Below are 18,840 nucleotides of genomic sequence, written 5' to 3' on the forward strand. Positions count from 1 at the left end.
CCGTTTTCATTTGCTGTTTTCTTAGCATATTCAGCAATCTCTCTGTTAAAAGAGGCTTCAGGTAAGTACTTGATTATACATTCTCTCAGTAGGTTTTTCTATAAAAAATAGAATTTTATAGCCGTCGACATTTAGATTATCCATTGTGATCCCCCGTTTTGAAGTTTGGTTCCCATCTTCCTTATTTTACCTTAGCCTTCAACATTTTTCGATTCTTTTATATTTTCTTGTGCCCCAATTTCATATAACGTTCCGTATTCACGACGTCCCACCGACTTAAGGACCGCCAGGGTCCGGCCGCGATGCGGTTAGTCGGTGCGGATTGTGTCCGCCTGATTCTACTCCCCTGTCAATCTCCTTCTGGCGGACCTAGGAGCCGCAAGGCTCCGATGCGTGGATATAATGTTAGGCGATGTCAACTCTTCATTGAATCTCCATTAAACAATTCTTCAGTTCTTCTAACGTATAGCTCTCCATACTTATAGTTCCTCAAACTTCTCAAGAGTTCATTCTTGTGAAACTTATTCTCAAAAAAGATAACCCAAATTGCAAGAAACTTTTGTATTCTCTTTTTAAGTTTTGTCCTTTTAATTATCTGTTCATAAATACTTACGTATTGTAAAAAGAATAACAAAGGAAAATGCAACATTATTCCAATGTATCAATAAACATTTTCTGCCAAAAGTCTACTTTGGAGCATCGTTAAGATTAGTTATAAACCCTTTAATTCCAACAAAAATATAAATAAAGCCTATAACGATTAAAATAATATTCAAAAGCTTTTTAAATTGATGATATTTCTTATCTTTTTCAGAAACTACTAAAAGACCGCTAATCACTGCAAGTACTGGTACAATAATTAGTTCAGCCCAAATTGAAAGTGTATATTCACTAATGATAAACATTGGAATAATACTCAATTTAAAGGTTTCCTTTATAATCTTCCAAATACTTTCTTCGAGATACTTAGTAGATACTCGAAAAATCAGGGGATATAACGCAGAAAAAATCCAAACTACATAGTCCTTAATTACACTATCTTCAAGTACATTAAAGGTGCCGCGACGCGGTTAGGTATTTTGTAATTAAGTATTTTGACGTTAATATCATTTACCAAGATTTTATAATGTTGATTTATTTTTTTATGCCTTTTAATAATTTGCTCTTCTATAAAAATCACTTTTTCCATATATATTTCTTTATGCAATTATTGTTTTTTCAGCTTTACCTCGATTTCTGATAACGTTTCTGTATTCATGAACCCCGAAGGGGTTGTCTGTTGAAATCCCTCTTTGAGATTCTTCCCGCAGACCAAGGCTCCAAAGGAGCCGCAGCGTGAATATTATGTTATAAGATGTCCCTAACTTCTTTGTAATCTCTTAAGTATGATTTTTCTCAATGTATTTTTTAATCATCATCTTAGAAATGCTTTTGCACTTCTCAAGCTCTTGAATTTTAATGATTTTGTTACTACTTCCATGAGCTACAAATTTATTTCTAAAGTTCACTAATTTATTTGCTTCTTTGCTGTATTCACTCAAACCTAGATCCATTAAAGCTATATCAATTTTCATTTTAAGTTCAATAAATCCCAAACTGTGTATGTTGGTACAAATTTTTTTTAACTTATCAAGATTATCTTCTTTGTGTTTTACATAATCTTCAAGATCTTTTACTAAAGATTTTAGGTTCTCTTCACTAGAAATTTCTTTTTCCCTCTTTCCTGCTTCAAGATATGTATTTGCAATAACTTCTATTGCTTTGAAAAAGTTCAGAAACGCTTCGTTATACCATTCTCCGACTTCAATTCCTTTCAAATATGATTGATAGGCTATAGTTCCAATATTATTGGAGTTATTGATCCCTGTAAAAATATCATTGATATTTTCCAACTCAGTTTCTGGGAATGGAACTCTTACTGCAACAGCGCTAGCTAAATTCGAAGCACCATAAAATTGAGACTTTCCATCACCTTTTTCCTGTTGGATATCCATAACATGAAAGTTAATTCTCTCGTTTAAAGTAAATTCCATAGCACTCAAGACATCTTGCAATTTCATTTCACCTTGCTTTTCAGCTTCTTGAATGTCTTGAGCATCAACTTTCAGTTCAGCATAATTAACCGCATCAACCCGATAAAAGCTAACGTCCTTGATTGTGATTTTATTGAAGAAATTCAGATACGACTCAATCTTATATTTCAATTTCCAAAAGTTCATTTTGTATTCTCCTTGTTTACTAAATATTATTAGGGATTTCTAATAACGTTTCTGTATTCATGAACCCCAAAGGGGTTGTCTGCTGAAATTTCTCTCCGAAATCCATCCGCAGACCAAGGCTCCGAAGGAGCCGCAGCGTGAATATTATGTTAGGTGAAGTAACTTATCATCTTGAACTACCCTCTAATTTATCTTAATGTTAGCCAATACACTATTTACAAACAACTCGAAAGACTCTTTAGTAAGATCATTTTCTAGTTCTCTTACTATGCATAATTCAATTTTCAGTGTTACGAACTCATTTACGATAAGATCTATATTGTTTACTTCTTCTTCGTAATCATCTCCTAGTGATAAAAAGTTAATGCTTTGCCTTAAGAGTGGGATAAGGTCACTAGTAGTTATAAGTTCTTCATCATAATTAAAATATAAGTTCAACAAGCCTCCTAAGTATTTATACCCATGTAATATAAATCGATTTCTTAACAAGGCTTGTCTCAGCGCAATGTATTTTTCATCAAAATTAGTCTCTGGGAATATATTATTGAATTCATTAGCATGCTCATACCAAAATATCTCATAAGCAATTCCAATTTGTCTTGCTACCTCAGAAAGCACATTGATTTCACATTTTAGATCGTTAAAAGAAGACTGACTTATCGTAGGCGAATTCCTGTTTCCGGTTTTGTATGTGATCATCTCACTCTTTTCATCTATTGAAAAATCAAAATGAGCTTCAGCATTCCTTAGATACATATTGGTATCTTCAAACAATACATTAAAATCACGCTCTATGTTTTTGAAATTTCTATTTCTTCTGTCAAAGTATTTTTCAGAGAAATATCTATTTTCAATCGTCTCAATTGGAGTATTATGAGACTCACACTCTAGAACAAATATTATTGGGCTTAATAATTTATTTAAAACTCCTTCTATCGTATCTTTATAAACAGTTAGATGAAACATAATAATATCTTGCTTTCTTAATTGTTCACGATCAAGCTTATTAATAGATTGTGCCTTTGAAGACATATAGAGCATATTTCTAAAAGCTTTAGCTTTAATATTTAAAATAGACTCATAACTATCAATATATAAGTCGTGTTTATTTTCATAAAATTCGTTCAGTAACGCTAATATAGCGAGTATTCTAACTTTAATTAATTCATGCTTCTCTTCTTCAACAACATTAAATTCTCTCAAATATTTAAAATATTCATCAATAATGCTTGGATATTTAGAAAATCCGTTTAGATGTAGTTCCTTTAGGATATTTTTCGTGTAAGGTAAGTACTCTTTAAGCCAATTTAAAATTTGATTTTTAGTTTCATTAAGATCTTCATCTTTTTTCAATAATTCCGAAAAATCGACTATTGTTTTAACATCCTTCAAGTTATCTACTCCTCTTTCTTATTTATGTTATTTCACCTAAACGTTCCCGTATTCACGACCCAGAGCATGCTGGGTGTCCGGCGAATGCCGGACCAAGGGCGCATGCCCGCAGCGTGAATATATTGTTAGGTGATGTCATTTCATTCATGTTTTTAACTATTGTTTTAAGGACTTAAGATATAGTGTTTTATAGATACAGCATAAGTGTAAAGTTAACCACCATAAATATGTTAGTTCGCTTGAGAAAAAGTTCTCATAGCTCATCAATCCATGAGCTATCTTATTTCTCAGATTACTCCCAGATCTTTCAACTAAAAGTCCTTGTAAGTCAAAGGCTATATCTTCAGAAATGAGCTCTTCAAACTTTGGAACAAATAAAAGTGAGTTTAAATTTTTTTCATCTTGAACTCCTTCAGAATCAAGACTAGAAACAATCTCTCCAGATTCGTAAAGAATATGCCGAATTGAATTTTCAAGTTGTGGGATCAACAAATGTGCAGATACTAAAAATTCTCCATAAAACCCCTTTAATAGGCCTTCTGCAAATATAATTTCTCTTCCATATGGAACAAAGGGATTATTTTCGACTAAATCAAAAACGTCTTTCAAACGGATACAATGTTCGAAAATTATTTTTCTTCGAGCAGGCTCCACTAAACCTTGAGTATGGATGAGGTGATAATATTGAGCATTTTTATACATCTCTACTTTAATTGCTGCCTCAACCTCTTCTTGATCTCCTGATATCATAGAAGGATGACGTTTAATTATTTTTCCACTTTCATTTATAGACACAGAAGAAAAAAAATTTTGAAGAAAGTATTTTCCTGAGTTTTTTTCAACTTGCGCACGTAGAGCATTCTTTTGAGGCACTCCTCCTATTAAGCCCAATTGAAAAATGGCCTTCTGTTTGTCTTTACCTTCTACTAGCCTTTCTGCCTCTTCTATATAGTTGCTAATATCTATTTTTTCAGAGGAAATGCTTTGTAGCTCATCTACTGACTCTTCTTGGTAAGTTAATAAAAGTCTATGTAGTTCTTCAATACGTTCGTTTTTTCCTCTTACTCTTCTATGTGCCTCAATAGCGCTTAATATTTGAGAAGATGCAAGCATATAACTTGGATTCTCGCGTGCGAGGATTGATTTTGCTTCTTTCACGTAGGTTTCAGCATAGTTCTTTAACTTAGCGTGCTGATTTTCTTTATCTTTTTTAAGATGGTACCATTTTGAACATATGCCCCAATAATTTCTCGCTCTACGAAAATCCAACTCTTCTTCTGCTTTAATAGCAATTTTCTCTGATAACATAGAGTATTTTTCTGGATCACCTATACCATTCTCAATTAGTAATTCCATTAATCTAGCCGAAAGAAATGAAGAGTCTTCTCCATTAATCCTATTGAGTGCTTCTTCAATTACTTTAACAGAAGCCTCAAACGGTTCGTTTTTTCGGCCTAGTATAATTGCAATTTGTAATGCTCTTTCGATTCTCTCTATACAACTAGTCCAATGTATTGGATCAAACAAAGTCCAAAATGATTCAATATAAGAATAAACAGCATTCTTAGCTTGAAGATGCTGACGCTTCCCAACCCATAGAATATCAGCTATGCGTGATTTTAGTTCTGAGTCTTTTACAAGTTCGACAATCATTAGAAGTGCTTCATAATCATTCTCAGTAAGATCTTCTATACTTGGACTTCTTGACTCTCTAAGAATGAGAGCTGGCTCAAATGGACATTCATAGTTTTCTAAATCTAAATGAAATGAGCAGATCATTCCTAAGAGCTTTAAAATTTCACTATGTGTAATATTTTTATTTTTTTCTGCTTCATCAGAAGCTTTATAAAAGAGCGAGTAATAAAAATGGCATTCTTTCTCAACCGGGCCACTTATAGCCTCATCCCAATCGATACCTAGAACATCTTTAGTTTCGACTTTTATATTTAACATAAAAATACTCCTTTAATTTTTAGCATTGTGAAATGATTTCATCTAACGTTTCTATATTCACGACCCAGCATATGCTGGGTGTCCGGCGAATGCCGGACCAAGGACGTATGTCCGCAGCGTGAATATTATGTATCTGTTGTAGCCGCTTCTTAGAATAATCACTCATAGGCTTCAAAACCAAGTTGTTTTAGGCTTTGCTGGATCTTGAACTCCTGTCTCAAATTCAATAAATACTCCGAATTCATATGCAAGCCTATTATGCCTTGTTTTATCCGTATAACAATTAAGTTTTGTCAGGTCAAAATTTTTTTCGTGAAGATTGTTATTTGTCGATTTCTTTATTTCTACAATCAAATGATTTCTTAAATTTTCTCCTCTTTTATGAACTATAATATCTGGGAAAATTGATAGTGCCATATACTCTATATTGTTTTGGATAATATCGGCAGAGAATGTTCTTTTTAGTCTTTTGATTTTCCAATACTCTTTTTCTACGATGTAAATCATCTTCTTCTTTTTATCTTCATCAGCGTTTTTGTTATATTCACAATCAACATCATATTCACTGAATTGTTCTTGAAGATATGTAGCATATTTATGAGCGATTGTTCTTTCATTTAAATCATTAATTAATAAATATAGATCACGTTCAAAAATTTTTGTAATCGCTTTATCTACTTTCTGTTTCACATCTCTTAGTTGAGCATTTTTATCCATTCTATATCTCCTACCTTCGTATTTAGGCTATTTCAGCTAACGTTCCTGTATTCACGACCCTAGCGAATGCTAGGGTGTCCGGCGAATGCCGGACCAAGGGCGTATGCCCGCAGCGTGAATATTATGTTAAGTGTTGCTTCTGACTTCCTGAGGTACCTTAAACTTATTCTTAATTTATCGATTTACTTCCTTTCAAATTTAATTTGCTCATCTTTTCAATTTAGAAGTTTTAATCTGCTTCGTGTGCCCTAGCATAGACCAGCAAACATTACTTGTTTAATTCTTAAACTTAAAATATTATTAACCCATGGTTTGAATAAGAATAGCTTCACTATAGTTCAATTCCAATTCATTACAGACCACGTTAACTTGAATATGCTTGCTAGATTTTTCGAATTCATTCAACTCATTTTGACGTAATTCAAATGAAATTATTATCATATAATCCAGACCATTGGTAATTGCTGTTTCAATGATGTGCTTGTCGTTAGAAGAGTTTCTGATGAACGAGTTTTTCCCTACTTGCACTGACAACTTTAACTGGGAAGGAGCAGTTAAAGTGATTAATGCTTTTGGATTCTTTTTTAATGCTTCTTGAGATAAAGTTCCATGGTAAAACAATATAAATCCATTAATTGACTTATATATTTCATCATCGTCAGTCTCAAGATCAATAGACTTTGTCGATACGCTTAAATCAATTCTATCCATGATACCTATTATTTTTTTGTTTTGAATATTTAAAAGAATTATAAGTAAAAATGATCCAAAACAAACTAAAAGTATAATCCAATTAAGGGATTCATTGAAAAAATAGCTTACTATTAGTGATACTATTGATGACAAACTAGCTATAAATATAAAGATAGGATTTTCGGATATTCTTCGAAACGAATCCATCAAATTTCCTCCAATCCTTCAGCCAAGTAATCTACTATTTTTTTCAATGCATATTCATCTACCCACTTATTCAGTAATACCCGGCCTTTAGAATTTAGTTTTATTAAAACACTATAATATTCAAATTTAACTTCGGTGATTTGTGCCTCATATAGATCTATACCTAAATCATTTATATTTTTTAAGAATCCATCTCGCAATTTAAATGTAATTTCCATTTTACTGGCGTTAATGTTTTCAAGCCTTGCATCTTGAAAATACGTAATCTCTTTAAAACTAAGATTATTTTCTTTTAACAATTGCTTGAAATATTCATTCGGTATATCAATAGGAAGCATTGCTTCGTTAATTTTTTTATAATCATAAATAGGTATAATTTTCCTCAATAAATTAATATTTAGCACATTGGATATAAACAAAATTATCTTATACTCTCTAAAGTAGAGCAGCTCAATTTCTTCATCTACTACTTCTCCCTCACTTATATGCTTATATTGTTTTTCAGGATAATTATTAATGTATTCTATACCGCTCTTATCTTGCAGTTTTCGATACTTGATTAACAGACTATCATAAAGCTTAGACTCCTTTGTTTCTATATCTGTTATGGAAATGTATTCTACGCTACTCATTTGGTTTTTATCAAAAAGTGCAGCTATTTCATGAAACGAAGTTAGACATCTGAAAATCATGAATTTCTTATACATGTTTATAAGATCATCTCCCTTTAGCATTATTGATCTTTTCTATACTTCTTTGTTATCATATCAAAATCGATAGCTTAAACACGCCATCAAATAATGAAGAATTAATTTTTGATTCTTTCTTGATTAATTTAGAATCCACTTCTCTGTTCTCTTTCCAAAAGTAAGCACTCATCAGTTTTAAATTTGTATTACAGTTTTCTTTCAGAAGTTGCGCTTAACGTTCTTGTGTTCATGACGTCCGACGTAGTCGGATGTGTCTGCTGAGTTGCCTCTCTGAATTCCTTCTCGCAGACCAAGGCTCCGTTAGGAGCCGCAGCTTGAATATTATGTTATCTGAAGTTACTCCCGCTGTGATTAACTTACTCGCTGACTTTATCTTTGATTACGTTTTTCACTATACGATCTAGATCTCTCCAGCATTCGTTAATTTCCTTTATAACAACTGTTATCTCACTATCTTGTTGAGTATGTCCTAATTGATTTCGGAGCCAAGTAAATCTTGTTTCTAATTCATCACTTCTTGTTTCAATTCCATCTCTCTTCACCATTCTTGTAGATTGTCTCTGATTAAATTCTTCATTAGGGTAATTTGAGATAATATAAGAATCTACATCCTTCTGTTTCTTTGCATCTATCATCACTATTAACAAGCTATACAAAAACATGAATTTACCCAAATTATCATTATGGTTCATTGATTGTTTATACAGGGTGTAATAGATATGATTCGTTTTTTCGTTTTTAGTTAGTTCAACAAACTCATCAATCTCTTCCTGTCCAAAATCAGATAGTGTACTAAACCTTCCTTGCATCCTAGCAACAATAGTTGAATTTGGTTTAATATTTTCTTTAAAAATGTAAGGATCGTTAATTTGACTTCCTTTCACATAAACTAAGCTATTGATAATCTGCTTCACCTTATGGTTACCTAGCTCTTCGGCTTGATCGTATTCAATAGTTTCTTTAAAATAAACTGTTATTCTAACAATACCACTTTTAGGTTGATCTCCTTCAGTTGAAAGTTGCGTTTTAACCGCAGTGATTTCTCCTTGATCAAAATTAACAACTATTTCTTTATCAACAAAAGCTGTAGTTGAAGTACAAAGATATTCAATATATTTGGACATACAAATCACTCTCTTTCTTTATATCCTTTAAGTAATTTCAGATAACGTTCCCGTATCCACGACGTCCCACCGACTTAAGGCTCCGTAAGGAGCCGCCGCGATGCGGTTAGTCGGTGCGGATGTGTCCGCCTGATTCTGCTCCCCTGCCAATTCCCGTCGGGCGGACCGAAGGAGCCGTAAGGCTCCGAAGCGTGGATATGATGTTATAGGATGTTCGGGCCTTCCTCGAGTCACTTAAAATGTTCACTTTCGTTCCTTTTTAATATTTCATATGCAATATTTAGGATAGTCTTATCACGCAGAATCATGAACTTTGTTGAATAATCATTACAGTTTATCAATGACTCATTCATCAATTCCATTGCCCTATCTAAAGTCATCCAATTAACCACCATTCCAAGTTGCTTTTCGCTTTCGCTAAGTTTTACAGCGCTGACTCTTCTCCTTGCATATGCTATCCAACAATAGGATAATTGCATAAAATCATTTTTCTTCTTATGTTCTTCAATATATCCCAGTTCATGGAATACTTTAGCTTCATATCCAGTCTCTTCTCTAATCTCTCTTAAAAATGATTGATCTATTGTTTCTTTTTCTTCGATTCCTCCACCTGGCAATTTGTATAGATTAATTTCTGACATATACATCATAGCTGCATTCATCTCTTCATCAATTAGGACACCTCTTGAAGCATATCGTGATACCGACTCAATCAATTCAGGAGTTCCACCGAAAATATCACTATCAGTAATTCTTCTAATTAATTTCATCAGATCAATCCTTTTATTCGATGTCTCTATTCGAGCATTACAAAGATCACCAGTTGCCTGGCTCAGTTTGTTTATATATGTTTTGCCCAAATTTCCTATAACGTTCCCGTATTCACGACGTCCCACCGACTTAAGGCCCCCCAGGGTCTGCGGCCGCGATGCGGTTAGTCGGTGCGGATGTGTCCGCTGAATCTACTCCTCTGCCGATCACATCTCACTGACCGAGGAGCCACCAGGCTCCGATGCGTGAATATTATGTTACATGATGTCAGTGCCCTCTCGAATTAGCCCACAAAATTATCTTTAATTAATTTCATTTCGATATTATTCCATGTGCGTCCTGCTTTATCTTGATATACATTCTCCTTACGATTCATCTTCTCAAAACCAATATTCTCGTAACATCTAATTGCCGATATATTAAAATCAAATACGTTTAAATTTATTGCCTTTAATCTGAATTGTTCAAATCCAATCTTTACAATTTCCTTTAATGCCTTGCTTCCAATTCCTCTTCCTCGATTTTGCGTTTCACCAATTAAAAATCTTCCAATTACAGCCTCTTCAAGATCTTTATTAAACCTGCAAAGTTGTATTGTGCCAACAAATTGCTTTGCCTCTTTGATCCTATATATAAAAACATCCGATTCAATCGTATTTATTCCTTTACTGTAATGTGCTTTCAATTGTTCTATGGTTAATGGATAGGAATAAGTTAAACCTGCCCATTGTACGATGAAATCTTCATCTTTTTGATTTATCCATTCTATGATCGTTGTAAAATCTTGTTCTGATAATGCTTCTAAATAAACCTTCATTGAATGATCCTCCAAAATAAACAGCATTGATTTCATGTAACGTCTTTTTCACGAACTTCGCAAAAATATCATCTCTTGAGGTGTTTACGAAGTTCGTGAACACTCCTTCACCAACCATGTTTACGATTTTTCTCCCTGAATCTCCACTTCCAATTGATCTAACGGACTTTTAATCCTTCTTATGTCCTTCACACTCACATGTGTGTACCTTTCGGTGGTGCGTACACTTTGATGACCGAGCAACTCTTGAATGAAGCGAATGTCAATTCCACCTTCCAACAGGTGGGTAGCGAATGAATGGCGTAAGGCGTGAATACTAACCTTTTTCTGGATTCCAGAGGCAGTACGTGCTTGTTCGAACACTTTTTGAACCGTTCGTTCCGTTATATGGCGCTCTGGGTGTTGACCTGGGAACATCCATTTCTCGGACTTTTCTTGTTGTAAATACGGTTGAACAATATCCATAGCTGTATCGGATAATAGCGTAAGACGATCCTTTCGACCTTTTCCTTGAGAAACTCGAAGCGTTTTTCGCTCGAAGTCAATGTCTTGAGTTTTCAACCGGACCACTTCACCTACCCGTAATCCTGAGGAATAGGTAAGGTATAGGATCGCACGATGTTTTAAATTATCGAGTGCTTTTAAGATCAACATCACTTCTTTCATCGATAACACATTCGGCAACTTCTTTTCTTTCTTAGGGCGAACATAAGAGACTGATTCCTCATGCAATAGTACTTTTTGAGCATAGAATTTGATCGCGCTGAGCGCTTGATTAACATAGGAATGGGAACATTTCCTATGAAGTAAGTACAAGGAATAACTCTGAATGTACAAAAGTGTGAAATCGATGGACTTGACTACAATAAGCTTTTATCTCACATTTCCACCCTCCCATTATAGCAGTAACCTAATTATTGGAAAGCAAAAAGAGCTTACAGTCGCCGCAATCGACGTTGTAAGCTCCCGATCATTAACGTCTCCCCGTCGAGAATAGGATGCGTTACTCTTTTTATTAACTTCTAATCAGGAGGAATATTTGTCCATTCCATCGAAATACAATGAACTAACGGAAATGGATAGAAAGCGATGTGTATGAGATGAATGGAATTCTGGGTGTATCCGGACTATCGTTCTTGCTGGTGACGCTATTTACGCCGCTGCTCATCTGGGGTTTGCGCACCTTAAAGCTAACGCAGCCGATCCGGACCGAGCTGCCTCCCGATCATCAGGCCAAACGCGGGACACCGTTGATGGCTGGCCTTATTTTGTTGATTGGCATTGGGATGTCGCTGCAGTTTCAGCCTACGCCGCTGACCGTTTTTTTATGTTCCACCTTTCTTCTGTTCAGCTCGATCGGGTTTATGGACGACTTCAAAAAAGCAGCGTGGCAGGACCCGTCCGGAATATCCGGCCGAACGAAGCTTGTGCTTCAGTTCCTGTTTACCGGGGCATTATTGTATGTCCTGTTCCAGTCCTTCTCCCTGACTAGTGATATCGCGCTTTTCAACGGGTTCCAGCTTCACCTGCCGATCAGCGTCTACATTATCATCATGCTGCTGTTCATTGTAGGCTCGGCGAATGCCATCAACTTTACCGATGGTTTGGACGGACTGTTGATCAATGTGGCCATTCCGACCTACTTTTTCTTCTTCCTGATCTCCGATAAACCGGAGGTTCAGATGTTCTCGCTGGTCATGATCGGCTGTCTGCTGGGCTTGCTGCTCTACAACATTCATCCGGCCCGGGCTTTTATGGGTGATACGGGATCCCTCGCTATCGGCGGCTCCCTTTCATTCCTGGCGGTGATCGAGAAGGTCGAAATTCTGATTCCGCTGCTGTTCCTGATCTATTTGGCGGAGCAGCTTTCGGTTATCCTGCAGGTATGGTATTACAAACGGACCAAGCTGCGCCTGTTCCGGATGGCCCCGATCCATTTCCACTTCAGTCTCAAGTACGGCTGGAGCGAGAATAAAATCGTGATGATCTTCGGTTTTGTCTCCTGGTTTATGGCTCTGCTCTGTTGGGTGCTGGCAAAATACGTCATGTGAACCATTCCGATGGACAAGCCAAGCAAGAGCCTCCTGGTAGATGCCTCGAACTCTGCCAGAAGGCTTTTTACATATTGAAACCCAACGCTGATTAGGATTTAGACATCGTGATCTCTTCAAGCTCTTTCTTCAGGCTGTTTAGCGTGGACGCGCGTTCTTCGTCATTCTGGACATCACAAAGCAGCTGCTCCATGAACTCCCAGATATCCTCCAATTTACGTCTGCCTTGATAAAACGTCAGCGCCTCGCTGTTCATCACGTAATCGCTATGCGTTTCTTTATAAATCCTCATAAATGATTCGAAATAGGGTTCATCGACAAAAAACATCATATCGGCTTCGACCGGCGCCAGCTTCAGCCCCTCCCAGTCAATCAATATCAATTGCTGACCATCCGACATCAGATTCCAGGCATGCACGTCCGTGTGGCACAGTGCCAGGCGAAGATCGCGTTTCTTCAACGCTTCGGACAGCGCTTCCACATCAAGCATCAAACCCTTCAAGCTGTCGATATGGGGATTCACGACTTCACCGATGTCAACCGGCTTCTTCGTATCCAGAGCCTCCCTTAGCTGACCAAGAAAAGGCACCGTAAAGCTTTCCGTCATGGCACTTGTCACCAGCGGAAAATCCTCCCCGTAACGATGGAGCTCAGCGATGATCTCTGCCAGTTGTCTCACTTGATTCTCCGTCAGCTTGCGGTCTGCGATCGTGTCCCCGTCGATATATTCATACAACAAATAAATGCCTTCGTTATCCTTGCATCGATAACGTCGGTCTGTCGTCAGCATCGGCACCGGAATGCTGCCCTTTAATCGACTATGCTCCTCAAGCCACAGCAGGATCGGAACATATTCGTCAATCAGCGCAGTCCATTTGGGCGTGGAGGCCCGGCTTTTCTCATAAACTTTCAGGAAATAGTCCTGTGCGCCGTTACTCACTTTGTAAGCAAGCGCAGCCCAACCGCCCTGCTGGGGTACAATAACGGGATGAGCCAAACCGTAATATTCCTTCAAAATGCCCTGTAGTCGGTCCATGTTTCCTCCTATCCATGCACTTACCATGCCTCATAATCTCTTTGATATATCATAACGGTAAGAAGATATGACATAAAGTCCATCATTCATTTTAATTAAAAAAACAAGGATGCTCTTCTAGCATCCTTGTTTTCACTCATCATATCTTATTTTATTCTAATGGCCTGCCTTCTTTATAATAGAGATTCCGATTGAGAATCACGAAGAATATATGTACGTTCCGGTACCCGTGCTCCGACAGGATCTGGTGTATGCTGGCCGCAATCGCATCATGGGTCTCCTGAGCCCGCTGGAACATCAGGATTTCGACGGATAACGGCGTATTCGTAATGATCCGATATGGAAGCTGTTCGATTTTCACGATTTCTTTCGGAATTTGAACAATACCGGCGAATGTTTCAACTACGGTTGGCGTTATTTCTTCGAGGAAAACTTCTGAAAATCCTTTAAAACGTAAATATGGCACACTTATCCCTTCATTTCATCGATTTATTGGTCTTCTGGATGTCCGCAAGTGACTTTTATCTCTCTTCTACTATACAATAATGTTATTGTGAAAGGAATCACTATGATACAGATATCTAAATTGGCCGGTAAAGTTCAATTACAGCTGTCCTTTCCGTTGCCCGTACGATGCGATTCCGATACACTGAGTAAGTGTTCCGTTTCGTGGAAATTATTCATTCATGGAGGTGAAGACGAATATGGGACAAAATCCATGGGATGCCGAATGGGAAGTGACGGAGCCGTTAGTCCGGTTGCTGCTTAACCGTCAATTCCCCCAGCTGTCCTCATTACCCATCCAAGAGATCGGCAGCGGCTGGGACAATACCGTCTATCGCATCGGCGAAGAGTATGTGTTTCGTTTTCCCAGAAGAGCATTTGCCATCCCTTTACTTCAAACCGAAGCCAAAATCCTGCCCAAGCTGGCGAATTACATAACATTACCCTATGCTAAGCCCCTTTTCTTCGGAAAAGAAAGCGCAGACTACCCCGCGCCTTTTCTGGGGTACACCTATCTTTCCGGTTCGTTTCCGATTGGACTGACGGATGAAACACGGATGCAGTCGGCGGCAGCGCTCGCGCGCTTTCTGAAGAACCTGCATGCCTTTCCCGTGGACATAGCGCAGCAAGAAGGTGTAGCGGTGGACCATCGTAATCTGACCGATCTCGCTGGGCGCAAAGATAAAATGCTGGACTTTCTAGCCCGGCTTGCCCTCCATTTTACGGATGCAGAAATGAAGGAGATCGCCGACTATTTGCACGGCATTTCCTTGGATCGGGTCAAGCAGCGACATATTCTTATTCATGGAGATCTCCATTTCAAAAACATGCTGGTGGACGAAACAGGCAAGCTTTCCGGCATCATCGATTGGGGCGACGTCAGCATCGGACATCCCGCCTGCGACCTGAGCATTGCTTACAGCTTCTTGCCTCCGGCTTCAAGGGAGGGATTTTTTGAAGCCTATGGCAGCGTGGACGAAGAAACGAAAGTGCTGGCTCGTTTAATCGCCGTTTATATCCCCATGCTCATCTTCATGCAGGCTATCGACGATAAGGACGAAGCCGTTGCACAGGAAGCCAAATCGATTATGAAGCGTGCCATCTCGATTTGATGCATCCATGAGATTTTTGTATCAAACGGCATAACAAAAAGAAGCTTGAGGGTTCAAGCTTCTTTTTGTTCGATCAGACCTTTGCCCTTGGTTAGATTTTCAACACTCCCATTAATGGCATGATGGCTTTTATCACGTTCATGCCCAGTTTAATATGAGGCACGATCTGTCCCAGGAAGCCGAGAGGGCCTGCAGGCGCAGCCGCCACTCCCTCCTCGGCTCCTTCGGCTGACGCAGCGCTTGGAGGTCCGCCAAAGAGGTCGCTTAAAAATCCGGATATTTGCGCTTTGTCTCCGCTTCGGGCAATCGCAGCCGGCATCTTATTGTTGGCCCGGAGCCCTGATAGCGTCACTTCCCCGCCTTGGATCTGATTCAGTTCGCCGACGTAATAGCTGCCGTCCTTCAGAACGACCACGACCGGCTGACCTACCCAATGCTGGGGCGGTCTCGGTTTGGAAGCGGATCTGGACTTCCTTGCGCGTTTCGAAGGCATATAAGGATCACCTCGCTTCCCATATACATGATGATGACATCATATGCACAAAACGCCTTTCTTTCTTGTGCCTTTATAGGATGATGAATATAAATGCATAAAAACCTAGATTCCGAGAATATTTCGTTCCACTGTGGCTTTTTGCATACCTCCGGTGTCTAATAAACTGTAAGGTCAAGAGGAGGTTCTTATCCATGTCTAGAGCTCATGACAAACTCCCTGGTTATCCGGATAATCAAGGAACAAAACGAACATTTGAAGATACGTATGATGAATATCGCCCGAGGATCCGGCATTATCTCGCACTGAAATTGAATCCGACGGCGGCAGATGACTTAACCCAGCAAGTGTTTTTAAAGGCAATGGAGAACCTTGATAAGTTTAACGGAACATCCAGTCTGTTCACTTGGATCTTCAAAATTGCTCAAAACACAGTCAAAAATGAGTATCGAAGTTTAGCGCGAAAAAATGAAAAACCTTATGACTTTACACGTTTTGAATCGCAGTCCATCTCCCTTGATTTTGCAGGTTATGTTGATATTCGAATTGATATCGGAGCGGCGCTTAAGAAGTTAAGCGAACGGGATCAGCAGATCATATCTTTACGATTTTTTGTGGATTGTACGCTGCAGGAAATTTCCCAGATTGTCGGCATGCGCGAGAGTGCGGTGAAAAACCGATTGTATCGGTCCTTAGCGAAGCTGAAGAAAGAATTAAGAGAATGGGGTGACATCACGATTATGTCGATACTCGACTTGATATCCATTGAAAGTAAAAGTGAGGCAAATCATCATCAGAACAAGGTGCATCAGGACCTGTTTCAAGAACTCAAGAATAATGTAGAACAGATGGCCGCGAAATATAATCATCAGCCTTCCCGCAAAATCGTTATTGAAATTTATCCCGACCTGCCCACATTCCATCAAGCCGTAGGCGAAAGCGATGCACCTAATTGGTTCATGGGCACGTTCGATAACTGCACGTTAAAAATCGTCTCGCCCTTGAACCCGGGACCCGAGCATACCTACCACTCGATCCTCCGGTCCACCCTGCACTTGTATGCCATGTGGTTGATTAGTGATATTAATCCGCTGGCACCTAGATGGATCCGTCAGGGCATCGGGGGGTACGAAGCTCAGCAGATGTCGGAAGACTTCATCCGAAGCACGACGACCGAAGCCATTCTTAGTCGGGCATTTCCAAGCTTCGAGGATCTGAATGATGATTCCTGGGATTTCGGCAAAACAGGATTTCAGTTTTCATATTTGATCGTTGCGTTCATGATTGAAAAATACGGGTTAGATTCATTGAACCAATTCATTCGCAATCCGGATGATTATTACGGCATCTTCCATCTTTCCAAGGAAGATCTTCATGAACAGTGGACGAAAAATCTCCAGCACCAGCTTAATTAAATCAATGGAAACCCGGTCATTGACCGGGTTTCCTAGCCTTTTTCAATTGAATTCATCATGCCTTGCATGCATTTCCTATCTTGAACCATCGGATGGATAGCTGGGATGATGCTCGAGCTCCACTTGCCATGCAATCATGGTGACGCTGTCCTTGATCCCGCGTTCATGCGACATTTGCATGAAATCCTTCACGCCTTTTTCCAGATCAACGCCACGCAGCTGTTTCATATATTCCAGAAATAACGGTCCCCATTCTAAAGCGCCATCGGTGCTTAATACAATCACGTTTTTCCCGGAGCGCAGCTCTCTTACGCCCGTGGAATAACAAGGGACCTGCTTATCGAAGGTGTTTACCTTCCCTATCCATTCGTAGAAATTCCGTTGATTGAGCAAGGTTTGCCCGAGCGCCGTCAATTCGGGATGAAGCAGATAAAGCAGGCAATCCCCGACGTTAAACCACCACAAGTATTCTTCGCGTCTGCAGCATAGCAGACAGGAAGTTTCACCCGCAATTCCCCTGCAATCCTCGCGAAAGCGTTCGGAAGTCAACATGCCCAGCAAATAGTCATGCAGGTTTTGAAAACACTGCTCGATTGGCTCTCGGAGGATGCCAGCAATCTCGGAAGCGGCCCCATCGATATAGGATAAGACGAGCTGGGCGCTCTCATCGGTTTCATGGGCATCCAGCAGCAGGACGAATTCCAAATCAGATTCCGCATCGATCCAGATATAAGCGCCATCCTCGTTTTTATCCGCCCCGGCTGCCGAGCTGCCGCCATACCGGCCCAGTACCCCATGGGAAACCGCAATCGTCTGCGGATCGTCGAGGAACATGCTGGAGCTGCCGTGCCACTTCACGATATAGGGTCTCATGGAGAAACCTCATCCTGCGCCATACAACGCCTGATTCGCGAACACACTTCTTCGATCTGAGCGGCATCACCTCGAGGGGCTTCCGGCCAGCCGCTGATTCCAAACCCCCAATAAGACGGGGGCGTATTCGGATAACGCGGAATCAGATGGATATGCAGATGAGGGACGTGATCTCCCAGCACGAAGGAATAGATATGTTCCGCGCCTAAGCATGCTTTCAAGGCGCGACTCACCCGGGTCAGCATCCGGCCGACGGCGGCCGACTCATCGTCCCGCAGCTCCGCTAATCCCGATACATGCCGCTTGATATCGATCATAATATATCCCAGATAAGCTTCGTTGGAATCGGAAGAAATATGGCCTACGTAGAGCAGCTCATCCTCATAAATCGCTCCCCCCGGTAGCTGGATCTCTCCCCGATGCTTTCGACAGATAAAACAATCGCGCTCTTTCGCGTTAACCATATGAACCCTTCCCTTCGATAAAATATAAAAAGCCCGCCATCCCATAAGAGACGACAGGCTAACTACCCGCGCGGTACCACTCTACTTGATCCGATCTTCATCAAATCCGCTTGAAGCCCGATCACGAAGGCTAAACGTCAAGGCATACTCCATTTCTGCCTCACCACTCATGGGCGAGCTTCGGAATCCTCATGGACTGCATTTCACCATTGCTGCAGCTCTCTGAACCATGAACGATTTCTACTACTCCCAATCATTGTGTTTGTATATAAAATTGTTCCTATTATAA

General features: G+C 39.4%; 19 protein-coding genes and 1 other annotated feature. Of the genes, 3 read left to right on the forward strand and 16 right to left on the reverse strand.

The annotated features are described in order from the left end of the window. Positions 1–686: 686 nt before the first annotated feature. The 11 genes from JNUCC32_RS12520 to JNUCC32_RS12570 form a co-directional block, all read right to left on the reverse strand. Positions 687–920: a hypothetical protein gene (locus JNUCC32_RS12520; protein ID WP_192572266.1), complete on the reverse strand. Its 234-nt coding sequence runs from the start codon at positions 918–920 to the stop codon at positions 687–689. Between the two features lie 459 nt (positions 921–1,379). Beyond that, complete coding sequence (locus JNUCC32_RS12525) at positions 1,380–2,219, reverse strand: MAE_28990/MAE_18760 family HEPN-like nuclease (protein ID WP_192572267.1); 840 nt, start codon at positions 2,217–2,219, stop codon at positions 1,380–1,382. A 183-nt stretch (positions 2,220–2,402) separates the two neighbouring features. Then, on the reverse strand, positions 2,403–3,611 hold the full coding sequence (locus JNUCC32_RS12530; RefSeq protein WP_192572268.1) for a hypothetical protein: 1,209 nt from the start codon (positions 3,609–3,611) through the stop codon (positions 2,403–2,405). A gap of 156 nt (positions 3,612–3,767) precedes the next feature. Continuing rightward, positions 3,768–5,564, reverse strand: a complete 1,797-nt coding sequence (locus JNUCC32_RS12535; protein ID WP_192572269.1) for a DUF7380 domain-containing protein — start codon at positions 5,562–5,564, stop codon at positions 3,768–3,770. A 171-nt stretch (positions 5,565–5,735) separates the two neighbouring features. Further along, a complete protein-coding gene (locus JNUCC32_RS12540) occupies positions 5,736–6,281 on the reverse strand; it encodes a hypothetical protein (RefSeq protein WP_192572270.1) in 546 nt (181 codons plus the stop codon). Positions 6,282–6,581: 300 nt separating this feature from the next. After that, the gene (locus JNUCC32_RS12545) at positions 6,582–7,181 is read right to left on the reverse strand and encodes a hypothetical protein (RefSeq protein WP_192572271.1); all 600 of its coding nucleotides are present in this window, start codon (positions 7,179–7,181) and stop codon (positions 6,582–6,584) included. Then, positions 7,181–7,888, reverse strand: coding sequence for a hypothetical protein (locus tag JNUCC32_RS12550; RefSeq protein WP_192572272.1), 708 nt, complete (start codon positions 7,886–7,888; stop codon positions 7,181–7,183). Before JNUCC32_RS12550 ends, JNUCC32_RS12545 begins: the two co-directional genes overlap by 1 nt. A gap of 359 nt (positions 7,889–8,247) precedes the next feature. Continuing rightward, positions 8,248–9,015 (reverse strand): hypothetical protein, encoded by a 768-nt coding sequence (locus tag JNUCC32_RS12555; RefSeq protein ID WP_192572273.1) that lies wholly within the window; start codon positions 9,013–9,015, stop codon positions 8,248–8,250. A 230-nt stretch (positions 9,016–9,245) separates the two neighbouring features. Then, on the reverse strand, positions 9,246–9,911 hold the full coding sequence (locus JNUCC32_RS12560; protein ID WP_228468947.1) for an NUDIX hydrolase: 666 nt from the start codon (positions 9,909–9,911) through the stop codon (positions 9,246–9,248). A 158-nt stretch (positions 9,912–10,069) separates the two neighbouring features. Then, positions 10,070–10,603: a GNAT family N-acetyltransferase gene (locus JNUCC32_RS12565; RefSeq protein ID WP_176502377.1), complete on the reverse strand. Its 534-nt coding sequence runs from the start codon at positions 10,601–10,603 to the stop codon at positions 10,070–10,072. Between the two features lie 120 nt (positions 10,604–10,723). Continuing rightward, positions 10,724–11,269 (reverse strand): phage lytic cycle repressor MrpR family protein, encoded by a 546-nt coding sequence (locus JNUCC32_RS12570; protein ID WP_228468948.1) that lies wholly within the window; start codon positions 11,267–11,269, stop codon positions 10,724–10,726. A gap of 434 nt (positions 11,270–11,703) precedes the next feature. Here JNUCC32_RS12570 and mraY point away from each other — a divergent pair, with 434 nt between their 5' ends. Continuing rightward, positions 11,704–12,654: a phospho-N-acetylmuramoyl-pentapeptide-transferase gene (mraY, locus tag JNUCC32_RS12575; RefSeq protein ID WP_176502375.1), complete on the forward strand. Its 951-nt coding sequence runs from the start codon at positions 11,704–11,706 to the stop codon at positions 12,652–12,654. 91 nt (positions 12,655–12,745) lie between these two features. On the opposite strand, the gene JNUCC32_RS12580 is transcribed toward mraY, so the two are convergent. After that, complete coding sequence (locus JNUCC32_RS12580) at positions 12,746–13,690, reverse strand: aminoglycoside phosphotransferase family protein (RefSeq protein WP_192572274.1); 945 nt, start codon at positions 13,688–13,690, stop codon at positions 12,746–12,748. 151 nt (positions 13,691–13,841) lie between these two features. Further along, positions 13,842–14,156, reverse strand: a complete 315-nt coding sequence (locus JNUCC32_RS12585) for a DUF1904 family protein (RefSeq protein WP_192572275.1) — start codon at positions 14,154–14,156, stop codon at positions 13,842–13,844. 238 nt (positions 14,157–14,394) lie between these two features. On the opposite strand from JNUCC32_RS12585, the gene JNUCC32_RS12590 reads away from it, so the two are divergent. Further along, positions 14,395–15,306 carry an aminoglycoside phosphotransferase family protein gene (locus JNUCC32_RS12590; protein WP_192572276.1) on the forward strand — a complete coding sequence of 304 codons (912 nt, stop codon included), beginning with the start codon at positions 14,395–14,397 and terminating at the stop codon, positions 15,304–15,306. 91 nt (positions 15,307–15,397) lie between these two features. On the opposite strand, the gene JNUCC32_RS12595 is transcribed toward JNUCC32_RS12590, so the two are convergent. Then, positions 15,398–15,799: a hypothetical protein gene (locus JNUCC32_RS12595; protein WP_192572277.1), complete on the reverse strand. Its 402-nt coding sequence runs from the start codon at positions 15,797–15,799 to the stop codon at positions 15,398–15,400. Positions 15,800–15,993: 194 nt separating this feature from the next. Between JNUCC32_RS12595 and JNUCC32_RS12600 the strand changes: the two genes are divergently transcribed. Then, complete coding sequence (locus JNUCC32_RS12600; RefSeq protein ID WP_192572278.1) at positions 15,994–17,214, forward strand: RNA polymerase sigma factor; 1,221 nt, start codon at positions 15,994–15,996, stop codon at positions 17,212–17,214. A 75-nt stretch (positions 17,215–17,289) separates the two neighbouring features. On the opposite strand, the gene JNUCC32_RS12605 is transcribed toward JNUCC32_RS12600, so the two are convergent. Next, positions 17,290–18,087, reverse strand: a complete 798-nt coding sequence (locus tag JNUCC32_RS12605; protein WP_192572279.1) for a PP2C family serine/threonine-protein phosphatase — start codon at positions 18,085–18,087, stop codon at positions 17,290–17,292. Continuing rightward, the gene (locus tag JNUCC32_RS12610) at positions 18,084–18,551 is read right to left on the reverse strand and encodes an HIT family protein (protein ID WP_192572280.1); all 468 of its coding nucleotides are present in this window, start codon (positions 18,549–18,551) and stop codon (positions 18,084–18,086) included. The genes JNUCC32_RS12605 and JNUCC32_RS12610 overlap by 4 nt, the downstream gene beginning before the upstream one ends. A gap of 43 nt (positions 18,552–18,594) precedes the next feature. Next, positions 18,595–18,817: a binding site (T-box leader), on the reverse strand. Positions 18,818–18,840: the final 23 nt, after the last annotated feature.

The organism is Paenibacillus sp. JNUCC32 (assembly GCF_014863545.1).
Lineage (GTDB): Bacteria > Bacillota > Bacilli > Paenibacillales > Paenibacillaceae > Paenibacillus_AQ > Paenibacillus_AQ lautus_A.

Bases quoted from the DNA above. Each gene is read 5' to 3' on its own strand.
- JNUCC32_RS12525 (WP_192572267.1), bottom strand. From the start codon at position 2,219: ATGAACTTTTGGAAATTGAAATATAAGATTGAGTCGTATCTGAATTTC.
- JNUCC32_RS12535 (WP_192572269.1), bottom strand. From the start codon at position 5,564: ATGTTAAATATAAAAGTCGAAACTAAAGATGTTCTAGGTATCGATTGG.
- JNUCC32_RS12540 (WP_192572270.1), bottom strand. From the start codon at position 6,281: ATGGATAAAAATGCTCAACTAAGAGATGTGAAACAGAAAGTAGATAAA.
- JNUCC32_RS12545 (WP_192572271.1), bottom strand. From the start codon at position 7,181: ATGGATTCGTTTCGAAGAATATCCGAAAATCCTATCTTTATATTTATA.
- JNUCC32_RS12550 (WP_192572272.1), bottom strand. From the start codon at position 7,888: ATGTATAAGAAATTCATGATTTTCAGATGTCTAACTTCGTTTCATGAA.
- JNUCC32_RS12555 (WP_192572273.1), bottom strand. From the start codon at position 9,015: ATGTCCAAATATATTGAATATCTTTGTACTTCAACTACAGCTTTTGTT.
- JNUCC32_RS12565 (WP_176502377.1), bottom strand. From the start codon at position 10,603: ATGAAGGTTTATTTAGAAGCATTATCAGAACAAGATTTTACAACGATC.
- JNUCC32_RS12570 (WP_228468948.1), bottom strand. From the start codon at position 11,269: ATGAAAGAAGTGATGTTGATCTTAAAAGCACTCGATAATTTAAAACAT.
- mraY (WP_176502375.1), top strand. From the start codon at position 11,704: ATGAATGGAATTCTGGGTGTATCCGGACTATCGTTCTTGCTGGTGACG.
- JNUCC32_RS12580 (WP_192572274.1), bottom strand. From the start codon at position 13,690: ATGGACCGACTACAGGGCATTTTGAAGGAATATTACGGTTTGGCTCAT.
- JNUCC32_RS12590 (WP_192572276.1), top strand. From the start codon at position 14,395: ATGGGACAAAATCCATGGGATGCCGAATGGGAAGTGACGGAGCCGTTA.
- JNUCC32_RS12595 (WP_192572277.1), bottom strand. From the start codon at position 15,799: ATGCCTTCGAAACGCGCAAGGAAGTCCAGATCCGCTTCCAAACCGAGA.
- JNUCC32_RS12600 (WP_192572278.1), top strand. From the start codon at position 15,994: ATGTCTAGAGCTCATGACAAACTCCCTGGTTATCCGGATAATCAAGGA.
- JNUCC32_RS12605 (WP_192572279.1), bottom strand. From the start codon at position 18,087: ATGAGACCCTATATCGTGAAGTGGCACGGCAGCTCCAGCATGTTCCTC.
- JNUCC32_RS12610 (WP_192572280.1), bottom strand. From the start codon at position 18,551: ATGGTTAACGCGAAAGAGCGCGATTGTTTTATCTGTCGAAAGCATCGG.